The organism is Curtobacterium sp. MCBA15_001, assembly GCF_001864835.1.
Taxonomy (GTDB): Bacteria; Actinomycetota; Actinomycetes; order Actinomycetales; family Microbacteriaceae; genus Curtobacterium.
Map to the genome: position 1 here is coordinate 1 of NZ_MJGI01000022.1, position 17,481 is coordinate 17,481.

Genomic DNA, 17,481 nt, shown 5'->3' on the forward strand with positions numbered 1-17,481 from the left:
ACACGAGAACGGCCGGCCCCACAAGGGACCGGCCGTTCTCGCGTGCTGCCTGTACCGGACGGGAGGCACGACCCGGCTCAGCCGCGCCGGCGCCACCACCGGCGTGGACGCTCCGCCGCCCGCGCCACGTCCGCCGCCAGCGCTGCGGCCGCCATGCGCTCCTGCCGGCGCTCGGCCCACGCGGTGACCTCGGCCTCGACGTCGCGCAGCGGTGTGACCACGGGCGGCCCGCCGAGCAGTTGCCGCCGGGCCTCCTTCACGCGGGCGTTGAAGTCGACGAGCACGTCACGGACGTCGCCCTCGTGCGACAGTGCGTCCAGGGCGTCGTCGAGCTCGGCGTCCTCGGTGCGCAGGGCCAGCGCGGGCGGTGCGATGCCGCGGATGTCCTCACGCTCGATCTTCGACTTGATCCACCAGTCCGGGTCGTGGTGGCCGTCGTTCCCGGGCAGGGGCTTGCCGTGGTACGGGTTGCCCTCGAACACCCCGCGGCGTTCCGCTTCCTCGATCTGGGCACGGGCGTGTGCGGCGACGTCCGCGGCCTTGAGCAGCCGACGTTCCTCGCGCACCTCGTCGGGGTCGAGCGAGCCGCGTTCGATCTCACTGTCGACGAGCTGCTGGTAGCGGTAGCGCGCTGCTCGACGGAGGCGGTCCATGCGTGCGTCGATGTCGTTCATCGTCGTTCCATGATGCCCCGCACCGCCGACGGCGTCACCCAGGCCGTTCTGCGCGGGACCGAGAACGCTCGCGGCCGACCCGGGCCACGGTCGTGGACATGGATTCCCTGCCGCTCTGGTTGCTCGTGGTGATCTTCGTCGCTGGTGCCGCCGTCATCTGGGTCGCCGGCATCCAGCTCTCGAAGACGACCGACGTGCTCGACGACCGCCTGCACCTCGGCAGTGCGCTCGGCGGCCTCATCGTGCTGGCCGTGGCGACGAACCTGCCCGAGATCGCGATCACGGTGAGTGCGGGACTGTCCGGGTCGATCGAGGTCGCAGCGGGCAACATCCTGGGCGGGATCGCGCTCCAGACCGTGGTCATCGCGGTGCTCGACGCCTTCGGCAAGCGCGGGAAGGGCGTGAACCCGATCACGTACCGCGCGGCTTCGCTCACGCTGGTGCTCGAGGCGCTGGTCGTGGTCGCCGTGCTGGCGGTCGTCATCGCCGGCAGCCAGCTCCCGCCCGACCTGGTCGTCGCCCGGCTCACCCCCGACGTCGTGCTCATCGCCGCGATCTGGCTGGTGGGACTCTTCCTGGTCCAGCGCGCCGGCAAGGGGCTGCCATGGCATGAGAGCGGGCACGCGCCCGACGCCACCCCCCACGCTTCTGGACACCGGACACGGACGAAGGACAGCGGCCCGCGGATGAGCACCCGCAGAGCCGCGGTCGTCTTCAGCGTCTCCGCCCTGGCCACGCTGGTCGCCGGCGTCGTGCTGGAGCGTGCGGGCGACGCGGCATCGAGCCAGATCGGCCTCTCCGGCGTGCTCTTCGGTGCGACCGTCCTGGCGCTCGCGACGAGCCTGCCGGAGATCTCCACGGGCCTCCAGGCCGTCCGGCAGGGAGACGACAACCTGGCGGTCTCCGACATCTTCGGAGGCAACGCCTTCCTGCCCGTGCTGTTCCTGGTCGCCACGGTGCTGTCGGGGAAGGCGGTGCTGCCGCAGGCGAACGCGAGTGACGTCTACCTGACGGCGTTGGCCGTGCTGCTGACGCTCGTCTACGCCGTCGGCCTGGTGTTCCGGCCGAAGCGCCGGATCATCGGGATGGGCGTCGACTCGTTCGTCGTCGTCGTGCTCTACCTGGTGGGTGTCGCCGGCCTGGTCGCCATCACACTCGGCTGACCGCCGGTCGTCACTCCGCGGTGGCCACCTCTTCGATCGTCAGCGCCGCCTGGATGAGCGCCAGGTGGGACAGCCCCTGCGGGATGTTCCCCATGAACTCCCCGTCGACCGCGCTGAGCATCTCGCTGAACAGCCCGACGTCGTTCGCCTGGTCGACCATCTGGTCCATGAGCTCCGTGGCGTCGTCGACCCGTCCCACGCAGGCCATCGCGGCCGCCAGCCAGAACGAGCACGCGACGAAGGGTGACTCCTCGTCCGCCATCCCCGTGTACCGGTAGACGAGCGGCCCCTCCTGCAGCTGGTCCTCGATCGCGCGGATGGTTGACTCCATGCGGGGGCCGCGGTCGAACGCCGACATGGCGTGCAGCAGGATCGAGGTGTCGAGCGCCGTCGATCCCGGGTACATCACGTAGTGCCCGCGTTCCTCGTCCCACCCGTGCTCCGACACCCACTGCTCGATGAGCTCGCGGTTCTCGACCCACTTCGCGCGCGGGCCGTCGATCATGCCCGCGTCGTGCAGTTCGACCGCGGCGTCGAGCGCCTGCCAGCAGCCGATCTTGCTCGACACGTAGTGCTGCGTGTCCTGGAGCTCCCACATGCCGGAGTCGGCCTCGGGCCAGCGGTGGCAGGCGTCGTCGGCCAGGTTCTGCAGCACCGACGCCGTCTTGCGGTCGAGGACGTTGCCGGCGCGGACGTACTGCCGCAGGATCTCGAACACGTCGCCCCACACGCCGAGCTGGAGCTGGTCACCGGCGCGGTTGCCGACGGTGACGGGGCCGATGCCCTTCCACCCGGGGACGTCGACCTCGTCGACCTCGTCGGTCTTCGACCCGTCGAGCCGGTAGAAGATCGGCATCGTCTCGTCGTGCTCGGCGATCGTGCGCATCAGCCACGACACCGCGGCGTGCGTCTCCTCGCGCAGGCCGAAACGGGTCAGCGCGTGCACCGTGTACGACAGGTCGCGGACCCAGGCGAACCGGTAGTCCCAGTTCTTCCCGCCGGTGCGGTCCTCGGGCAGGCTGGTCGTCGGCGCCGCGGCGATCGCGCCGGTGGGCGAGTATATGAGCAGCTTCAGTGCCAGGGCGCTGCGCTGGACGGCGTCGGCCCAGGGGCCGTCGTACGAGAACGCCTCGGACCACTTCGTCCAGTTCTCGATCGTGCGGTCGACCGCGGCCATGGTGCCCTCGGGGTCGGGCATGAAGATCGGCTCGTCGTGGGTGCCGACGATCGTCAGGATCGACTTCGACCCCTCGGTCGTGGAGAACCGCCCCGAGAACCGTGGACCGTCGTCGTGGACCGGGTCGAAGCCGTGCTCGACGATGGCGATCGTCACGCCGTCGATGCCGATCACCGCGCCGTTGCCGGTGTCGAGCCGCTTCGGTTCGGCGGTGTTCAACATCGTGCCGGGCACCACCGCCCACTCCATCTCGACCGAGCCGGACACGCCCTGCACGCAGCGGGCGATCTCGGCCCACGGCAGGCGTCCTGCGACTCCGGTTGCCATCGCGTCGGTCACCGTCGCCGTCCCGGACTCCGTGGTCCAGGTCGTGACGAGCACGTTCGTCCCCGGGATGTACGCGCGGGACACGCTCGCGCCGCCGTCGGCCGGGCGCAGGGCGATGTGGCCGCCGTGCTCGGCGTCGACGATGCTCGCGAACACCGGGGGTGAGTCCATCGCCGGGATCGGCAGCCAGTCGATCCGGCCGTCCAGGGCGATGAGCGCGACGGTGCGGCCGTCCCCGATCGCGCCGTACGAGCGGAGCGGGACGTAGCCGTCGGTCCGTTCCTCGTTGTCGGAGGCGTCGGGGGTGTCGCGCGTGCGTTCAGACATGGTGTCCATGCTGCCCGCCGGTACTGACGGCGACCCGCTGCGGTTCGTACCCCGGTCATCCAGACCGAGCCGGGCCTCCAGGCCGACCCGCCGGACGCGGGTTGTGCATCCCGGGCGTGTCGCGCTAGTGTCGCTCTTCCTGCCCGCCCCGGGCAGCACCTGCCAGCGGCAGGACACCGGAAGGACCGCGCATGCGCGCCGTGCAGTACCCAGGACAGCGGATCGAGCTCCAGCTCGATGCGCTCGTGGTGCTGCCCGAACAGCGCCGTGCACAGCAGTCCGCCGGGAACCCCGCGTAGGCACGACCGTCACCAGACGCCCCGTGCCCACCCGGCCCGGGGCGTCGCTCGCCGTCCTCCTCGCGTCCACGACGCGGACCGTCCGTCACGGACCGGAGGCTCGGCGTGGTCCCGCCTCGGACCGTCACCATCAGAACGACGAAACGAGACGAGACGAAGCAATGCAGAAGATCACCGGCCGGCTGCTGTCCTGGGCGAGCCTGCTCGAGGAGAACACGGAGCAGCAGGCCCGCACGACCGCAGCGATGCCCTTCGTGTTCCCCCACCTGGCACTGATGCCCGACGCGCACCTGGGCCTCGGCGCGACCGTGGGCTCGGTCATCCCGACCCTCGGCGCCGTGATGCCCGCGGCCGTCGGCGTCGACATCGGCTGCGGGATGATCGCCGTGCGCACGCAGTTCACGGCGTCCGACCTGCCCGAGGACCTGCGACCGCTGCGCGAGCAGATCGAGCGGGCGATCCCGCTGTCCGCCGGCGCGACGAACCGGAAGATCGTGGCGACCGCCGCGCCGCGGATCGCCGAGCTCGAGACGATGGCCGAGGCCGCCGGGTTCGACCCTGCGGGTGCTCTCGGCGGATGGCGCAACCAGCTCGGCACGCTGGGTTCCGGCAACCACTTCATCGAGGTGAGCCTGGACGAGGAGGACCGCGTCTGGCTGTTCCTGCACTCCGGGTCGCGGGGTGTCGGCAACAAGATCGCGCAGCGCCACATCAAGGTCGCCAAGGCGGCGATGGAGCGCTGGTGGATCACCCTGCCGGACCCCGACCTGGCCTACCTGGTCGAGGGGACCCCGGAGTTCGACCGGTACATCGCCGAACTGCGGTGGGCGCAGCACTTCGCCCTGCTCAACCGCGAGGAGATGATGGACCGGGTCGTGCGGCAGCTCGCCGAGGTCATCGGCACGCCGGTCGACGAGCAGGAGCGGATCAACTGCCACCACAACTTCACCCAGCGGGAGACGCACTGGGGGAAGTCGGTGTGGGTCTCGCGGAAGGGCGCGATCCAGGCGCGGGAGGGGCAGCTCGGGCTCATCCCGGGGTCCATGGGCACGGCGTCGTACGTCGTCGAGGGACGGGGCAACAAGCCGTCGCTCGAGTCCTCGCCGCACGGCGCCGGACGGATGTACTCGCGGTCGGCGGCGCGTCGGACGTTCACGCACGACGAGCTCCGGGCGGCGATGACCGGGATCGAGTACCGCGACACCGACGCGTTCCTGGACGAGATCCCGGCGGCGTACAAGCCCATCGACCAGGTGATGGCGGACGCCGAGGACCTGGTGACCATCCGGCACACGCTCCGGCAGGTGGTCAACGTCAAGGGCGACTGACCGTCGGACGGGAGGCGCGGTGCGGGACCGCGGCGTGCCTCCCGTCCGTCGTCGGCGCGCGCCGGACAGCCGCAGTCGCCTCGGGCAGAGTGGTTGCCGTGACCGACAGCGCCGAAGCCACCGCCCGCGAGACCGGACGACAGGTGCGTCGTGCTGCCGACAGCCGCTGGTTCGAGGTGACCGCGCGGGCCGGCTTCGTCGGCAGCGGCGTGGTCCACCTGCTCATCGGGTACCTGGCGGTCCTGCTCGGCATCGGCACCTCCGCCGGCGGCAGTGGTTCCCAGGGGTCGCAGTCCGGCGAGACCGACCAGTCTGGTGCCCTGGCGCAGCTCGCCGCGGTGCCGGGCGGGGTCGTCCTGCTCTGGGTCGTCGCCGTCGGCACCGCCGCGCTGACCCTCCGCCTCGTCGTCGAGGCCGTCGTGGGCGGTCGGACCGACTCGGCACGGTCGTGGCTGAACCGCGGCAAGAACGTCGCCAAGGCCGTCGTCTACGGCGTCATCGCGTACTCGTCGACGTCGTTCGCACTCGGTGCGGGCAGGAGCTCGTCCGGGTCGACGCGCAGTGCTGCGGCCAAGGCGCTCGCCACGCCGGGCGGGGTGTTCCTGCTGCTCGCCGTGGCCGCGATCGCCGTCGCCGTCGGGATCGGGCTCGTCGTCATCGGGGTCCGCCGCTCGTACCGGAAGCACCTCGTCACGCCGCCGGCGAGCGTGGAGCGGCCGCTGACCGTGCTCGCGGTGACGGGCTACGTGGCGAAGGGCATCGCCGTGACGATCGTCGGCGTGCTGGTGGCCGTGGCGGCGTTCACGAGCGACCCGGAGCAGGCGACCGGGCTCGATGGTGCGTTCGAGGCGGTCAAGGCGATGCCCGGTGGTGGGGTGCTGCTCGTGGTGATCGGCGTCGGGTTCCTGGCCTTCGGCGTCTACAGCTTCTTCCGCGCGAAGTACGCCCGCATCTGACCGCCGCGCCGCACACCGCACGGCCCGCCGCGGCCGGGGTCTCCGCCGCGCATCGCACCCCGCCGCGGACATCGCGCCCCGTTGCCTCGGGGTGCGACGTTCGTCCTGGGGTGCGATGCGTGAGGCGCGACGGCCATGCGCGGTCACAGCTGGTCAGTCGCGGTCGCCGAAGAGCCCCATGCCGTGCTTCGTCAGCACGTCGTAGGCGTCACCGAAGGTCTCGGGCACCGGGGCGCCCGGCTCGTACTTCGCCAGCAGCAGCCCGAGCAGTCCCCTGCCCGGGGCGCTGAGGGGCCGACGCCGTCCCCGCTCGCTCGGCGCGGCCCGTCGGTGCTCGGGGTTCTTCGGCACGAACGGCTTCGCGACGTCCGGCCAGAGCTGCGGCTGGCGGGGGACCCGGCGGTTCAGCGCGTTCTGGATCCCGGTCGCGCCGGCGTCACGGTGGGTGAGCGGCTCGAGGCCGTGCTGCTGCGTCAGGGTGTGGACGACCGCGGCGTGGTGCATCGGTTCGTTCACGACCGTCCCGGCCTCCGTGTAGGCCGACACCACGAACGCGGGGACACGGCCGCCGAGTCGGTCGAAGGTGAACCCCATCTCGCCGGGTTCGGGGCTGCCCGACGGTGGGACGGCGCCGGGCGGTGGTACGTGGTCGTAGATGCCCCCGTGCTCGTCGAAGGTCACGACCAGCGCGGTGTTCACGGCGTTCGACCCGGTGGTGGAACGGCCGTCGCGGACGGCGCCGTACACCTCGGCGAGCAGGGCCTCGGCGGCGCGCACGTCGCTCATCGCGCTGTCGAAGGGCTCCTCGCCCGGGTCGTCGACGACCTTCGGGCGGTTCTGCGGCGGGTGCATGTCGTTGTGGTCGAAGACCATGCGCGGCTCGACGAACGCGTAGTCGGGCAGGGTGCCGGCAGCGGCGTCCGCGTGGAACTGCTCCATGCTGCGGAAGTTGCTCTTCCAGTAGCGCTCGATGGACGGCGCGTGCAGGAAACCGGTGAGCGAGACGACCTGGTCGGCGTCGTAGTACACACGCCAGCTGCGGCCCGCGTCCTCGAGCCGGTTGAAGAGCGTCGGGACCGACGACGCCGCGAGCCACTTGCCCGGACCGTCGCCCATCCCGTTCGTCACGTACCCGTGCGAGGTGCTCGCGTGGAAGAACGACCGGTTGCAGAACGTCTGCGACGGCACGGCGCAGTGCCAGTGGTCGTACACCGCGAAGGACCGTGCCAGCGTCGAGAACACCGGCAGCATCTCGGGGGAGAAGCCGCCCATCACCCGGGAGTACTCGTCCACCGACGGTTCGCGGCCGCGTTCGAGCCGGTAGTTGACGACGTAGTCGTGCACGAAGCCGGACATGGTCGGTGCGTCGGTCGAGGCCGGCGCGTTGTACGGCGCCGCGTACCCGTGCTGGTCGGGTCGGGCGTTCTCCGGCGGGTCGACGACGCCGTACCACTGGGTGTTGACGTGCGGCAGGAACTCTCCCGGGTCCGGGTCGGGCTGGCTCATGACCGTGTCGGTCGAGCCCTCGTACACGTGCGCCGGGACGACCGTGCCGTCGGGAGCGGTGTTGCTGTGCGTGCCGTGCTGCAGGCCCTCGAACGACACTCCGTCGCGCAGGTCCGCGTCCGCGTACAGCCGGCCGAACACGTGGTCGAAGCTGCGGTTCTCGAACATCAGCACGACGACGTGGTCGAACCCGGGCTCGCGGCGCTCGGGCAGCGGGGTGAACCCGTACCGCTCGTCCTGGGTGCGCTGGTCGTACGCGACGCCCGCGCCGACCGCTCCCGCCCCGACGGCGGCGCCCGCAGCGCCGATGCCCGCACGCCGCAGGAACGCACGGCGCGAGTGCTCGGTGTCGCCGGACATGCCACGAGTGTCCCGCACGGTTCGCACACGGGGCAAGGGTGCCGAGCCGAGCCCATCCGAGCCGAGCCCATCCGAGCCGAGCCGAGCCGAGCCGAACCGAGCCGAGCCCGGACGGGATCGGACCCCGGGCGGCGGAGCGCCACGGTCCTTCGGCTGGACGCGCACAGACGGGGCGGACGGTAGACCGGGTCGATGACGACGAGTGCCACCACCGGTCCGGTCCGCGTGTTCTGCGACGAACAGGCGGTGCTCGCCGAGAGCATCGTCTGGGACCCACAGCAGCAGGTGCTCCGCTGGACGGACATCACCCTCGGCACGCTCACGACGGCCGACGTCGACGGACGGGTCCTGGACGTCACGGCCTTCCCCCCGCCGCTCGCGTCGTTCCAACCCCGGGCGTCCGGCGGGTTCGTCCTCGCGCTCGAGGACTCCGTGGTCGTCACGGCCGGGGACGACGCCAGCGGGCGCACGACGATCGCACGGGTCGAGCACGCCCACGACGGCATCCGTTTCAACGAGGGCAAGTGCGACCCGTTCGGCCGGTTCCTGGTCGGCAGCATGGACCTGACCACCGGTGACCCGGACGGCGCGCTGTACTCCGTCGAGCCGGACGGGACGACGCGGCTCGTCCGTGGCGGGTTCGGCACGACCAACGGCATCGAGTGGTCGGCGGTCGGCGACCTGATGTACGTCACCGACACCGCCACCTCGACGATCTACCGGGGGTCCTACGGTCCCGACGGGGAGCTCGGCGAACTGGAGCCGTTCGTCTCCGGCCAGGCGCACGACGGTCTGGTCCGCGACGACGAGGGCTGCTTCTGGACCGCGGTCTACGGCGGTGGACGGGTCGAGCGGTACGACGCATCGGGGTCGCACCTGGAGACGGTCGACGTCCCCGCGCCGAACGTGACGTCGGTGGCCTTCGGCGGCGCGGACATGAGCACGCTGTTCATCGCCACCGCCCGCGAGAACGCCACCGAGGAGCAGCTCGAGCAGCACCCCCACGCCGGAGCGGTGTTCGCCGTCCCGACGCGGGTGCACGGCGTCCCTGCGAACACCTTCCGGGGCTGACGGTCGCGTCCACCCGTGGACGGGGGACACGGACGGTAGTCTGGGCGATCGCCCGACCCCCCGAGGAGACCCCGTGCCCGACCCGCAAGGAGACCCCGTGCACGAGCAGGACCCGCGCCACGAGCCCCGCCCACGTCACGCTGACGCGCTCGACGCGGAGACCGCCGACGTCGTGGTCAAGGTCGACCGGGTCACGGTCGACAACACCTACGTCCGCGTGAGCTCGATCGGCGACGTCGGCGAGCGCTCGTTCCTGCTCGTCGCCGGCCTCGGCATCGCGTCGACGTACTACGAGCGGCTGGCGCCGAACCTCGAGGAGTTCGGCCCCGTCCGTGCGCTCGACCTGCCGGGCTTCGCTGGCGTGCCGCGGTTCAAGGGCGCGGTGTCGATCGAGCGCTACGCCGACGCGGTCGAGACGGTCATCGCCGAGCTCGGGCTGACGGACCCGGTGCTGGTGGGCCACTCGATGGGGACGCAGGTCGTGACCGAGCTCGCCGCCCGGCACCCCGAGTACTCGCACGTGATCCTGATCAGCCCCGTCGTCGATGCGGCAGCCCGGACGATCAGTGAGTCCGCGGTCCGCTTCGTGCGTTCCGCCGTGCACGAACCCGCGGCGGTGCGGTGGCACGCGGTCACCGCCTACGCACTGTGCGGCTGGCACTGGTTCCGCAAGGTGCTGCCGAAGATGGTCGCCTTCCCGATCGAGCAGCGCGCCCCGCACGTCCAGGCCCGGGTGCTGATCGTGCGCGGCGAGCACGACACGATGGTCCCGCGGGACTGGGTGCGGCGACTGGCGCGGGTGTTCCCGTACGCGGTGCTGCGCGAGGTCGTCGACGGCGCCCACTCGGTGATGCACGCCCAGGCGGACGCGGTCGCCCGGCTCGCGGTCGCGCACGTCCGCGACGAACTGCCGGACCGGGGCGTCGCGTCGATGCAGCGTGTGCGGGACGACTCGACCGCCACTGACCTGTCCCGACTCAGCCCCGGCGATGCCTGGCTGGTCGTCCGGGCCCGCTTCAAGGAGCTGTTCGGGATGGCGAAGGGCGACGACGAGGTGCTCGAGGCCGGCAAGTCCGCCCACGCACTCGCGATGGCCGACGACGCGGACGCGCCCGTGCCGGAGTCGGTCCGCCACGAGATCGTCGAGGCGGTCGCGCCGGAACTCGACCACGCCGATGTGGAGCCCACAGAGCCCCGTGACCCACGGGGACCGGCCGGCCGACGCTGACCAGAGCAATCGACGGGAGGCCCGTCACCGGTCTCGGGACCGGTGACGGGCCTCCCGTCGGTTGCGCCCAGGGCGCGGTGACCGCTGGTCAGGCCGTGATGCGGCCCGGCAGCATGTCGGGCGTCAGCGAGTGCGCCTCGGCGAGCACCTTGCGGGCCTCGTCCGTCCTGTCCCACACGTTCCACAGCAGCACGCCGCGGACCGTGTCGTCGTCGTCCAGGTAGTAGACGACGCCGGTGACGGTCGGCTCCTGCCAGTCCTCGACGGTGCGCAACTCCGTGGAGACCTGTCCGACGGCCTCGTACCCCAGGTCGAACACGTCGGAGTAGTACATCGGCGTGTGGTCGTAGGTCTCGTCCGCGTCGGCCAGGTTGCGCCCGGCCTGTCGTCCCTGCTGCTGCGCGTTGTCGACGTGCTCGACGCGGCGCGTGCCGAGGATCCGGTCCGGGTACTCCGCGACGTCGCCGGCGGCGAACACCGACGGGTCGTCGGTCACCAGCGTCGAGGACACCACGATGCCGTCGCGCACCTGCAGGCCGGCGGACTCGGCCAGGTCCGTCGCGGGCTCGATGCCGAGGCCGGCGACGACCGCGTCGGCCTCGATGACGGAGCCGTCGTCGAGCGTCAGCTGCACGCCGGAGCCGGTGTCGGTCCCCGTCGTGACGCGACGCCCGGTGCGGAGCTCCACCCCGTGGTCGACGAACCGCTGCTGGAAGGCGGCGGCGAGGTCGGCGGGGAACATGCTGCCGCCGACGGTGTCGTCCGGGGTGACGAACGTGACGCGTGCGCCGTTCTGCACGACACCCGACGCGATCTCCGTGCCGATGTACCCGCCACCGACCACCACCACGTGCGCCCCGGCGTCCGCCAGGGTCCGTAGCCGGCGGTAGTCGTCCGCGCTGCGGTAGCTGAGCACCCGGTCGGACGGCTGCAGGTCGGGCAACCCACGCGGACGACCACCGGTGGCGATGAGCAGGCGCTCGTAGCCGAAGGTGCCGCCGTCGGAGGTCGTGACGGACTTGCCGTCGCGGTCGATCGCCGTCACCACGGTCCCGAGCACGAACTCCGCGCCGGTCTCCTCGGTGTGCAGGTCGACCTTCTCGTCCCAGCTGAAGTCCGGGTCGGTCCAGAGCTTCTTGGACAGGGCCGGACGGGCGTAGGGACGGTCGGTCTCCTCACTGATGATCCCGATGGAGCCGGACTCGTCGAGTTCGCGGATCCCGCGGGCGGCCGCGTCGGCGACCATCCCGCCGCCGACGATGAGGTAGCGGTAGTCGGTCATGTCGTCGTGGCCGGCCCTACGCGTGGGCCGAGGCCTCGGCGGTCGACGGCGACACCGCTGCCGCGAGCGGGGTGCTCGGTGCGCGGTTCTCGGCGGAGACCATCCATGCGAGCTGCTCGAGGCGCTCGATGAAGCCGTGGAGCAGGTCCGCGGTCGTCGGGTCTTCCTCGTCGACCTCGTCGTGCACGTCGCGCATGGTGCCGGTCGCCTGGTACAGCCGCAGCGTGATCTGGTCGATCGCGTCGTGCGTGGTGATCTCGCCCTCGGGGAACTGGTCGAGGTGGCTCTGCGCGGCGACGGTCGACGAGCGGCCGTCCGGCACGGCGTAGAGCGCACGCATGCGCTCCGCGGTGTCGTCGGCGAACTCGCGCGCGGCGTCGACGATCTCGTCGAGCTGCAGGTGCAGGTCGCGGAAGTTCGTGCCGAGGATGTTCCAGTGCGCCTGCTTGCCCTGGACGTGGAGGTCGATGAGGTCCACGAGGACCGCCTGGAGGTTCTTGGCCATCTTGTCCGAAGCGTGCATGATGACTCCTTTCGCGTCGGTGACGGTTCCCGGTCTACCCGGTGCCCCCGACCGCCCTCACAGTGCGCGGTGAGGGAGCGTCCCCCGACGCCCGGGTGTCAGTGCGACGCGGGGTCGACCTGGTCGACGGCGCCGCGCATGTGCTCGAGGAAGCGAGCGACGGTGCGGGCCTCGTCGGCGTCGAGTCCCTCGGCGATGGACATCATGCGCCGGTGCATCACGCCGAGGGTCTGACGGACCTCGTCGTCGGTCTCCAACGTCGGGGTGATGACGAGGGCACGGCGGTCGGTCGGGTGCGGTTCGCGCCGGACGTGGTTGCTCTTGACCAGGCGGTCGATGAGGATCGTCGTCGACGCCGAGCTGATCTTGAGGTAGGCGGCGAGGTCCTTCGGGCTGACCATGCGACCGGAGCGCTGCGCCTGCAGCAGGTAGCGCACGGCGAGCAGGTCGGTCTCGCCCATGCCCATCGAGTCGCGGGTGCGTCGGCGCATAGCGGTCTCGGCGGCCCGGTAGCGTCGGAGCGCGTTCAGGACGGCGACACCGCGCTGGGTGGCGTCGTCATCGGGGAACCAGTACCCGGACGCTTCGGTGATCTCCGTCGTGGACATGCCCGGTAGCGTAACCCGTCTGGTTACCAGGCGGTCTAGCGACCGTCGTGTCTGTGAGCAGACGCCCAGACGGACGGGAGGCCCGTGGCGGTGTCGCCACGGGCCTCCCGTCCGTCTGCTGGTCGCGCTGCGACCGCGTCGGTGTCGCGCTACGCGGCGACGCGCTCCGCTGCTGCGGTGGCGATCGCGTCGAGCGTCTGCTGGAGCTGCTCGGTGACCTCGGCGTCCTCGCGCGGGTGCGTCTCGGCGAACCGGACGACCGACTGCGGGATGGCGACCTTGACGTCCTCGAGCACCTTCGCGCCGGCGATGCCGGCGGCCTTGCGGGCGTCGTCGTGTGCCCAGACGCCGCCGTACTGGCCGAACGCCGAGCCGATCACGGCGAGCGGCTTGCCGGAGATGGGGGAAGCGCCGAACGGACGCGATGCCCAGTCGAGCGCGTTCTTCAGCACAGCCGGGATCGTGCCGTTGTACTCCGGCGTGATGACGAGGATGCCGTCCGCGTCGGCGACGGCCCGGCGGAACGCCACGGCGGCCTCGGGCGGGGTGTCGCCGTCGATGTCCTCGTTGTAGAAGGGCAGGTCGACGATCCCGTCGTACACGGACAGGTCGATGCCGTCGGGGGCGTGGTCGGTCGCCGCTTCGGCGAGCTGGCGGTTGATGGAGCCGGCGCGGAGGCTGCCGACGAGCACGAGGACGTTCGTCATGGGTGACCCTTTCGTTGCGGTGGTCCGTCTGCCAACGGAACGGTGACGTCTGTCAGCCGAATGGTTACAGGAACAACCAATGCGTTCGCAGAGAACGGCATTCCCCGGCGTGGTGGGGACCGGCGTGTCGGCGATGGGTACGCTCGGCGGGGTGAGCCTCCGGACGCCCGTCAGCACGCCCAGCACCTCCGACCCGAACTGGTGGCGGCAGGCCGTCGTCTACCAGGTGTACCCGCGGAGCTTCGCGGACACGAACGCCGACGGCCTGGGCGACGTCGTCGGGATCACGAGCCGCGTCCCGTACCTGGCGTCGCTCGGGGTGGACGCGATCTGGCTCTCCCCGTTCTTCCCCTCGCCGCTCGCCGACGGTGGCTACGACGTCGCGGACTACCGCGACGTCGACCCGCGGCTCGGCACGCTCGACGACCTCGACGAACTGCTCCGCACGGCCCACGCGCACGACATCCGGGTGATCGTCGACGTCGTGCCGAACCACACCTCGGACCAGCACGCCTGGTTCCGGGCCGCCCTGGCCGCCGGGCCCGGGTCGCCGGAGCGAGCACGGTACGTCTTCCGGTCGGGCTCCGGAGCGGACGGGTCGCTGCCGCCGAGCGACTGGGTGTCGAACTTCGGCGGCTCGGCCTGGACCCGAGTGCCCGACGGGCAGTGGTACCTGCACCTGTTCGCGCCGGAGCAGCCCGACCTCGACTGGACGAACGAGTCAGTACGCCAGGACTTCGAGCACACGCTGCGGTTCTGGTCGGACCGCGGGGTGGACGGCTTCCGTGTCGACGTCGCGCACGGGCTGGCGAAGGACCTCTCCGTGCCGTACCGCCCGTCGAACGAGCACGAGCTGCCCCTCGACGGCTCCGACCCGCTGTACGACCGTGACGAGGTCCACGGGATCTTCCGGACCTGGCGCGACGTGCTCGACGAGTACGACCCGCCCCGTGCCGCGATCGCCGAGGCCTGGGCCCCGGCTCCCCGCCGCGTGCTGTACGCGCGGCCGGACGAGCTCGGGCAGGCGTTCAACTTCGACCTGCTCGAGGCCCCGTTCGACGCCGCGGCGTTCCACGACCTCATCGAGCAGAACCTGGCCATGGCGGCGCAGTCCGGGGCATCGAGCACGTGGGTGCTCTCCAACCACGACGTCGTCCGGCACGCCACCCGCTACGGCCTGCCGCTCGGGACCGACACCGACGCCTGGCTGATGACCGACGGCACGTCGCCCGTGCTCGACCGCGCGCTCGGGCTCCGTCGTGCCCGGGCCGCGACGATGCTGCTGCTCGCCCTGCCCGGGTCCACGTACGTCTACCAGGGTGAGGAACTCGGGCTGCACGAGGCCGCTGCGATCCCGCGCGAACAGCTGCAGGACCCGAAGTGGCTGCGCTCCGGGCACACCGTCAAGGGTCGGGACGGGTGCCGCGTGCCGATCCCGTGGGCCACCTCGGGGCCGTCGTTCGGGTTCGGCGACGCCCGGCCGTTCCTGCCGCAGCCGGTGGACTTCGGCGCCGAGTCCGTCGCAGCCCAGGACGGTGACGCCGACTCGACGCTGTCGCTCTACCGGGCGGCGCTCGCCACCCGTCGGCACCTGCAGCAGGGGGAGTCCCTGACCTGGCTCGACGCTCCCGCCGGTGTGGTCGCGTTCGCGCGACACGACGGGTGGCGGTCGGTGACGAACTTCGGCGACGCTCCGGTCCCGCTGCCCGCGGGCACGGTGCTGCTGGCGTCCGGGCCGCTGGGCGTTGCTGAGCTGCCGGGCGCGACCACGGTCTGGCTGGGGCCCGCCGGGTCTTCCTCCACCGAATAGGGTTCAGGCGCGTTCGTCCACAGATGTCCCGGGGCCGGGCCGGCCGGGGTGTCCTGCTCGCGACGATCGGTGCATGAAGCAACCACACACTGCTCGTCCACCCGTCGTTGCCCGCCGCGATCGCGCTCGCCGCGACGCGGCTGATCGCCCGGCTGCGCCCTCCCGCGCGGTGCGTCGCCGCGCCGCTGTCCTCGTGGCGCTCGGTGCGCTCGCCGTCGCCGCGCTGCCGACCGCACTCGCTCCACCGCCTGGCGCGTCCGCCGCCGACCTCGCGTTCCCGTACGAGCAGGACTTCAGCACGGCCGGCGGGGGTGTGCTGAACGGGGACGCCGAGATCGTCGACGGGCGCCTGCGCCTGACCGACGCGGTGGAGAGCCAGGTGGGATCGTGGTCGACGACCGACACGTTCCCGTCGACGGCCGGTCTCGAGATCGCGTTCGACTACGCGATGCAGTCTGACAAGTCCCGAGAAGGCGCGGATCTGCGGCAGTTCAGGCTCGTTTGGTCCGCGTTTGGTCCGCAGAATGCTCGGTCGACGTGAGGAGCGCGGACGCTGCGGCTCTGGTGCGGTCCGCAGCGTCCGGGAACAGGTGCGCGTAGACCGTCAGCGTGATCGCTGGGGACGCGTGCCCCATAGCCCGGGCCACGGACACAGCGTCAAGGCCAGATCGAATCAAGCCGGATGCGTAGAAGTGCCGGTAGTCGTGCGGCGTGATGCCCTCGACGCCGGCTGCCGTGCACGCCTTCTCGAACCAGCGGCGCAGCGCGTCGGGTGACGGCGGGGCGCCGGGCAGCAGCCACCCGTCGCCGTGCACGCCGACGTCGGCGATGTGCGCGGACAATCGCAGGGTCAGTTCGGGCGGCACGGGGACGACGCGCTCGGACCCGTGCTTTGGCGGGCACACCTCGCGGAGGCCTGGGCGGTTCTGGATCTGTCGTGCGACGTGGAGCTCGTGCTGCAGCCACCGCACGTCGGTCGCCTTGACCGCGGACGCCTCGCCGATGCGGAGGCCGGCGAACGCCATGACGTCGAGGAGCGGGCGGAGGAACGGCTCCGCAGCGTCGCGGACCGCCTGCACCTCGGCTGGGGTCGGGATGCGCATGGTGTGCTCGAGCCGACGGACCGCTGGTAGCCGGACGCCGACCGTCGGGTCTGCTGCAAGCACCCTGTCGAGCACGGCCGCCTTCAACACGCCGCCCACGTACCGCACGCGGGTCCGGATCGTCGACGCCGCGAGCGTGCCCTCCATCGCCTTCACCCACGCTTCGACGTGTGACCGGCGCAGCTTCCCGAAGGGCACGTCGCGGAACGTGCACGAGGCGAGCGCCTGGTCGGCGTTGCGGCGGGTTCCGGTTGCCCACACCTGCCGCGGCGCCCATTCCGCGTAGAACCCTGACAGGGTCACCTTCGACGCGGCCGGCGCGACGTACGTGCCGGTGCGCCGCGACGTCGCGACCTCGTCGAGCCAGTCCTGTCCTTCGCGCTTCCGGTCGAAGTGCCGCGAGTGCTCGCGACCCTCGTCATCGCGGTACCGGGCCCGCCACTTCCCGTCAGGACGCTGCCGGATGCTGGCCACGAGCCGCCCTCTCAGATTCGATGTACAGCTTCATCCAGGGGCCGTTTTCTGTTGCCCATGGGTACTCGTCGAGCCCGAACATCCGGTGCTCGTTGGCGACGACTTCCTCCGCGGGGAACCAGAGCCTGGCGATCACTTCGTTGTCGACTTCCCGGCCGAGCGAGTCCGCCAGCTGCGCGTACTCGCGGCGCACTAGATCCCAGTCGGAAACTGCGTGTCGGAGCCGGTGATACTGCGCAAGCAGCTTCTGCGTCGCTTCGCGCATCTGGGAAGCCTCCCGGGCGTTCACGAGGTCGACGACCTCCACCTCGAGGATCTCTGCAACACCGATCGCCTCGGCTGCTCGCAGCGGGCGATCGCCGCGTTCAACCGAGCCGACCGTGACGTGCGACCACTTCCATCCACGCTCGGTCATCGCGTCTGCGAGAGCGCGCTGGCTCATGCGAGGTGTTCGGAGGCGCGTGAGGTTATCGCCGATCTGCTTGTCCAGTGATGTCACGTGATGAGCATAGGGAAATCCGACCAAGCGTGGAAGCTTTTGGTTGCCATCTGATGTGG

The 17,481-nt window shown here is 71.3% G+C and carries 16 protein-coding genes; 7 read left to right on the forward strand and 9 right to left on the reverse strand.

Annotated elements, in window-relative coordinates:
- Nucleotides 1-77: 77 nt before the first annotated feature.
- Nucleotides 78-674: a DUF1992 domain-containing protein gene (locus BIU90_RS08495; RefSeq protein ID WP_071299811.1), complete on the reverse strand. Its 597-nt coding sequence runs from the start codon at nucleotides 672-674 to the stop codon at nucleotides 78-80.
- Between the two features lie 98 nt (nucleotides 675-772).
- Here BIU90_RS08495 and BIU90_RS08500 point away from each other — a divergent pair, with 98 nt between their 5' ends.
- The gene (locus tag BIU90_RS08500; protein WP_071299812.1) at nucleotides 773-1,837 is read left to right on the forward strand and encodes a sodium:calcium antiporter; all 1,065 of its coding nucleotides are present in this window, start codon (nucleotides 773-775) and stop codon (nucleotides 1,835-1,837) included.
- Between the two features lie 10 nt (nucleotides 1,838-1,847).
- Here BIU90_RS08500 and BIU90_RS08505 read toward each other — a convergent pair whose 3' ends face one another.
- A complete protein-coding gene (locus BIU90_RS08505; protein ID WP_071299963.1) occupies nucleotides 1,848-3,668 on the reverse strand; it encodes a glycoside hydrolase family 15 protein in 1,821 nt (606 codons plus the stop codon).
- A 460-nt stretch (nucleotides 3,669-4,128) separates the two neighbouring features.
- Here BIU90_RS08505 and BIU90_RS08510 point away from each other — a divergent pair, with 460 nt between their 5' ends.
- Together BIU90_RS08510 and BIU90_RS17870 are read left to right on the forward strand one after the other, a co-directional pair.
- Nucleotides 4,129-5,295 carry an RtcB family protein gene (locus tag BIU90_RS08510; RefSeq protein ID WP_071299813.1) on the forward strand — a complete coding sequence of 389 codons (1,167 nt, stop codon included), beginning with the start codon at nucleotides 4,129-4,131 and terminating at the stop codon, nucleotides 5,293-5,295.
- Nucleotides 5,296-5,393: 98 nt separating this feature from the next.
- Nucleotides 5,394-6,251, forward strand: coding sequence for a DUF1206 domain-containing protein (locus BIU90_RS17870; protein ID WP_175470163.1), 858 nt, complete (start codon nucleotides 5,394-5,396; stop codon nucleotides 6,249-6,251).
- A gap of 153 nt (nucleotides 6,252-6,404) precedes the next feature.
- Here the strand turns inward: BIU90_RS17870 and BIU90_RS08520 are convergent, their stop codons facing one another.
- Nucleotides 6,405-8,117 (reverse strand): alkaline phosphatase family protein, encoded by a 1,713-nt coding sequence (locus BIU90_RS08520; RefSeq protein ID WP_071299814.1) that lies wholly within the window; start codon nucleotides 8,115-8,117, stop codon nucleotides 6,405-6,407.
- A 192-nt stretch (nucleotides 8,118-8,309) separates the two neighbouring features.
- Between BIU90_RS08520 and BIU90_RS08525 the strand changes: the two genes are divergently transcribed.
- Both BIU90_RS08525 and BIU90_RS08530 read left to right on the forward strand, forming a co-directional pair.
- Nucleotides 8,310-9,188, forward strand: coding sequence for an SMP-30/gluconolactonase/LRE family protein (locus BIU90_RS08525; protein ID WP_071299815.1), 879 nt, complete (start codon nucleotides 8,310-8,312; stop codon nucleotides 9,186-9,188).
- Nucleotides 9,189-9,261: 73 nt separating this feature from the next.
- On the forward strand, nucleotides 9,262-10,416 hold the full coding sequence (locus BIU90_RS08530) for an alpha/beta fold hydrolase (protein WP_175470164.1): 1,155 nt from the start codon (nucleotides 9,262-9,264) through the stop codon (nucleotides 10,414-10,416).
- Nucleotides 10,417-10,504: 88 nt separating this feature from the next.
- Here BIU90_RS08530 and BIU90_RS08535 read toward each other — a convergent pair whose 3' ends face one another.
- The 4 genes from BIU90_RS08535 to BIU90_RS08550 all read right to left on the reverse strand — a co-directional run bounded on the left by BIU90_RS08535 (nucleotide 10,505) and on the right by BIU90_RS08550 (nucleotide 13,536).
- Nucleotides 10,505-11,698, reverse strand: a complete 1,194-nt coding sequence (locus BIU90_RS08535) for an NAD(P)/FAD-dependent oxidoreductase (RefSeq protein ID WP_071299817.1) — start codon at nucleotides 11,696-11,698, stop codon at nucleotides 10,505-10,507.
- 16 nt (nucleotides 11,699-11,714) lie between these two features.
- A complete protein-coding gene (locus BIU90_RS08540; RefSeq protein ID WP_071299818.1) occupies nucleotides 11,715-12,221 on the reverse strand; it encodes a Dps family protein in 507 nt (168 codons plus the stop codon).
- A 98-nt stretch (nucleotides 12,222-12,319) separates the two neighbouring features.
- Nucleotides 12,320-12,829 (reverse strand): MarR family winged helix-turn-helix transcriptional regulator, encoded by a 510-nt coding sequence (locus tag BIU90_RS08545; RefSeq protein ID WP_071299819.1) that lies wholly within the window; start codon nucleotides 12,827-12,829, stop codon nucleotides 12,320-12,322.
- A gap of 149 nt (nucleotides 12,830-12,978) precedes the next feature.
- Nucleotides 12,979-13,536: an NADPH-dependent FMN reductase gene (locus tag BIU90_RS08550; protein WP_071299820.1), complete on the reverse strand. Its 558-nt coding sequence runs from the start codon at nucleotides 13,534-13,536 to the stop codon at nucleotides 12,979-12,981.
- Between the two features lie 133 nt (nucleotides 13,537-13,669).
- On the opposite strand from BIU90_RS08550, the gene BIU90_RS08555 reads away from it, so the two are divergent.
- Nucleotides 13,670-15,346, forward strand: coding sequence for a glycoside hydrolase family 13 protein (locus tag BIU90_RS08555; protein ID WP_139195204.1), 1,677 nt, complete (start codon nucleotides 13,670-13,672; stop codon nucleotides 15,344-15,346).
- Between the two features lie 73 nt (nucleotides 15,347-15,419).
- Nucleotides 15,420-15,887 (forward strand): hypothetical protein, encoded by a 468-nt coding sequence (locus tag BIU90_RS08560; RefSeq protein WP_139195187.1) that lies wholly within the window; start codon nucleotides 15,420-15,422, stop codon nucleotides 15,885-15,887.
- Here the strand turns inward: BIU90_RS08560 and BIU90_RS19000 are convergent.
- Entirely contained in the window at nucleotides 15,838-16,923 is a 1,086-nt protein-coding gene (locus tag BIU90_RS19000) for a site-specific integrase (RefSeq protein WP_071299822.1), read from the reverse strand. The two genes, BIU90_RS08560 and BIU90_RS19000, sit on opposite strands and share 50 nt — an antisense overlap.
- Nucleotides 16,898-17,422: a helix-turn-helix domain-containing protein gene (locus BIU90_RS08570; RefSeq protein ID WP_139195188.1), complete on the reverse strand. Its 525-nt coding sequence runs from the start codon at nucleotides 17,420-17,422 to the stop codon at nucleotides 16,898-16,900. The genes BIU90_RS19000 and BIU90_RS08570 overlap by 26 nt, the downstream gene beginning before the upstream one ends.
- Nucleotides 17,423-17,481 lie beyond the last annotated feature (59 nt).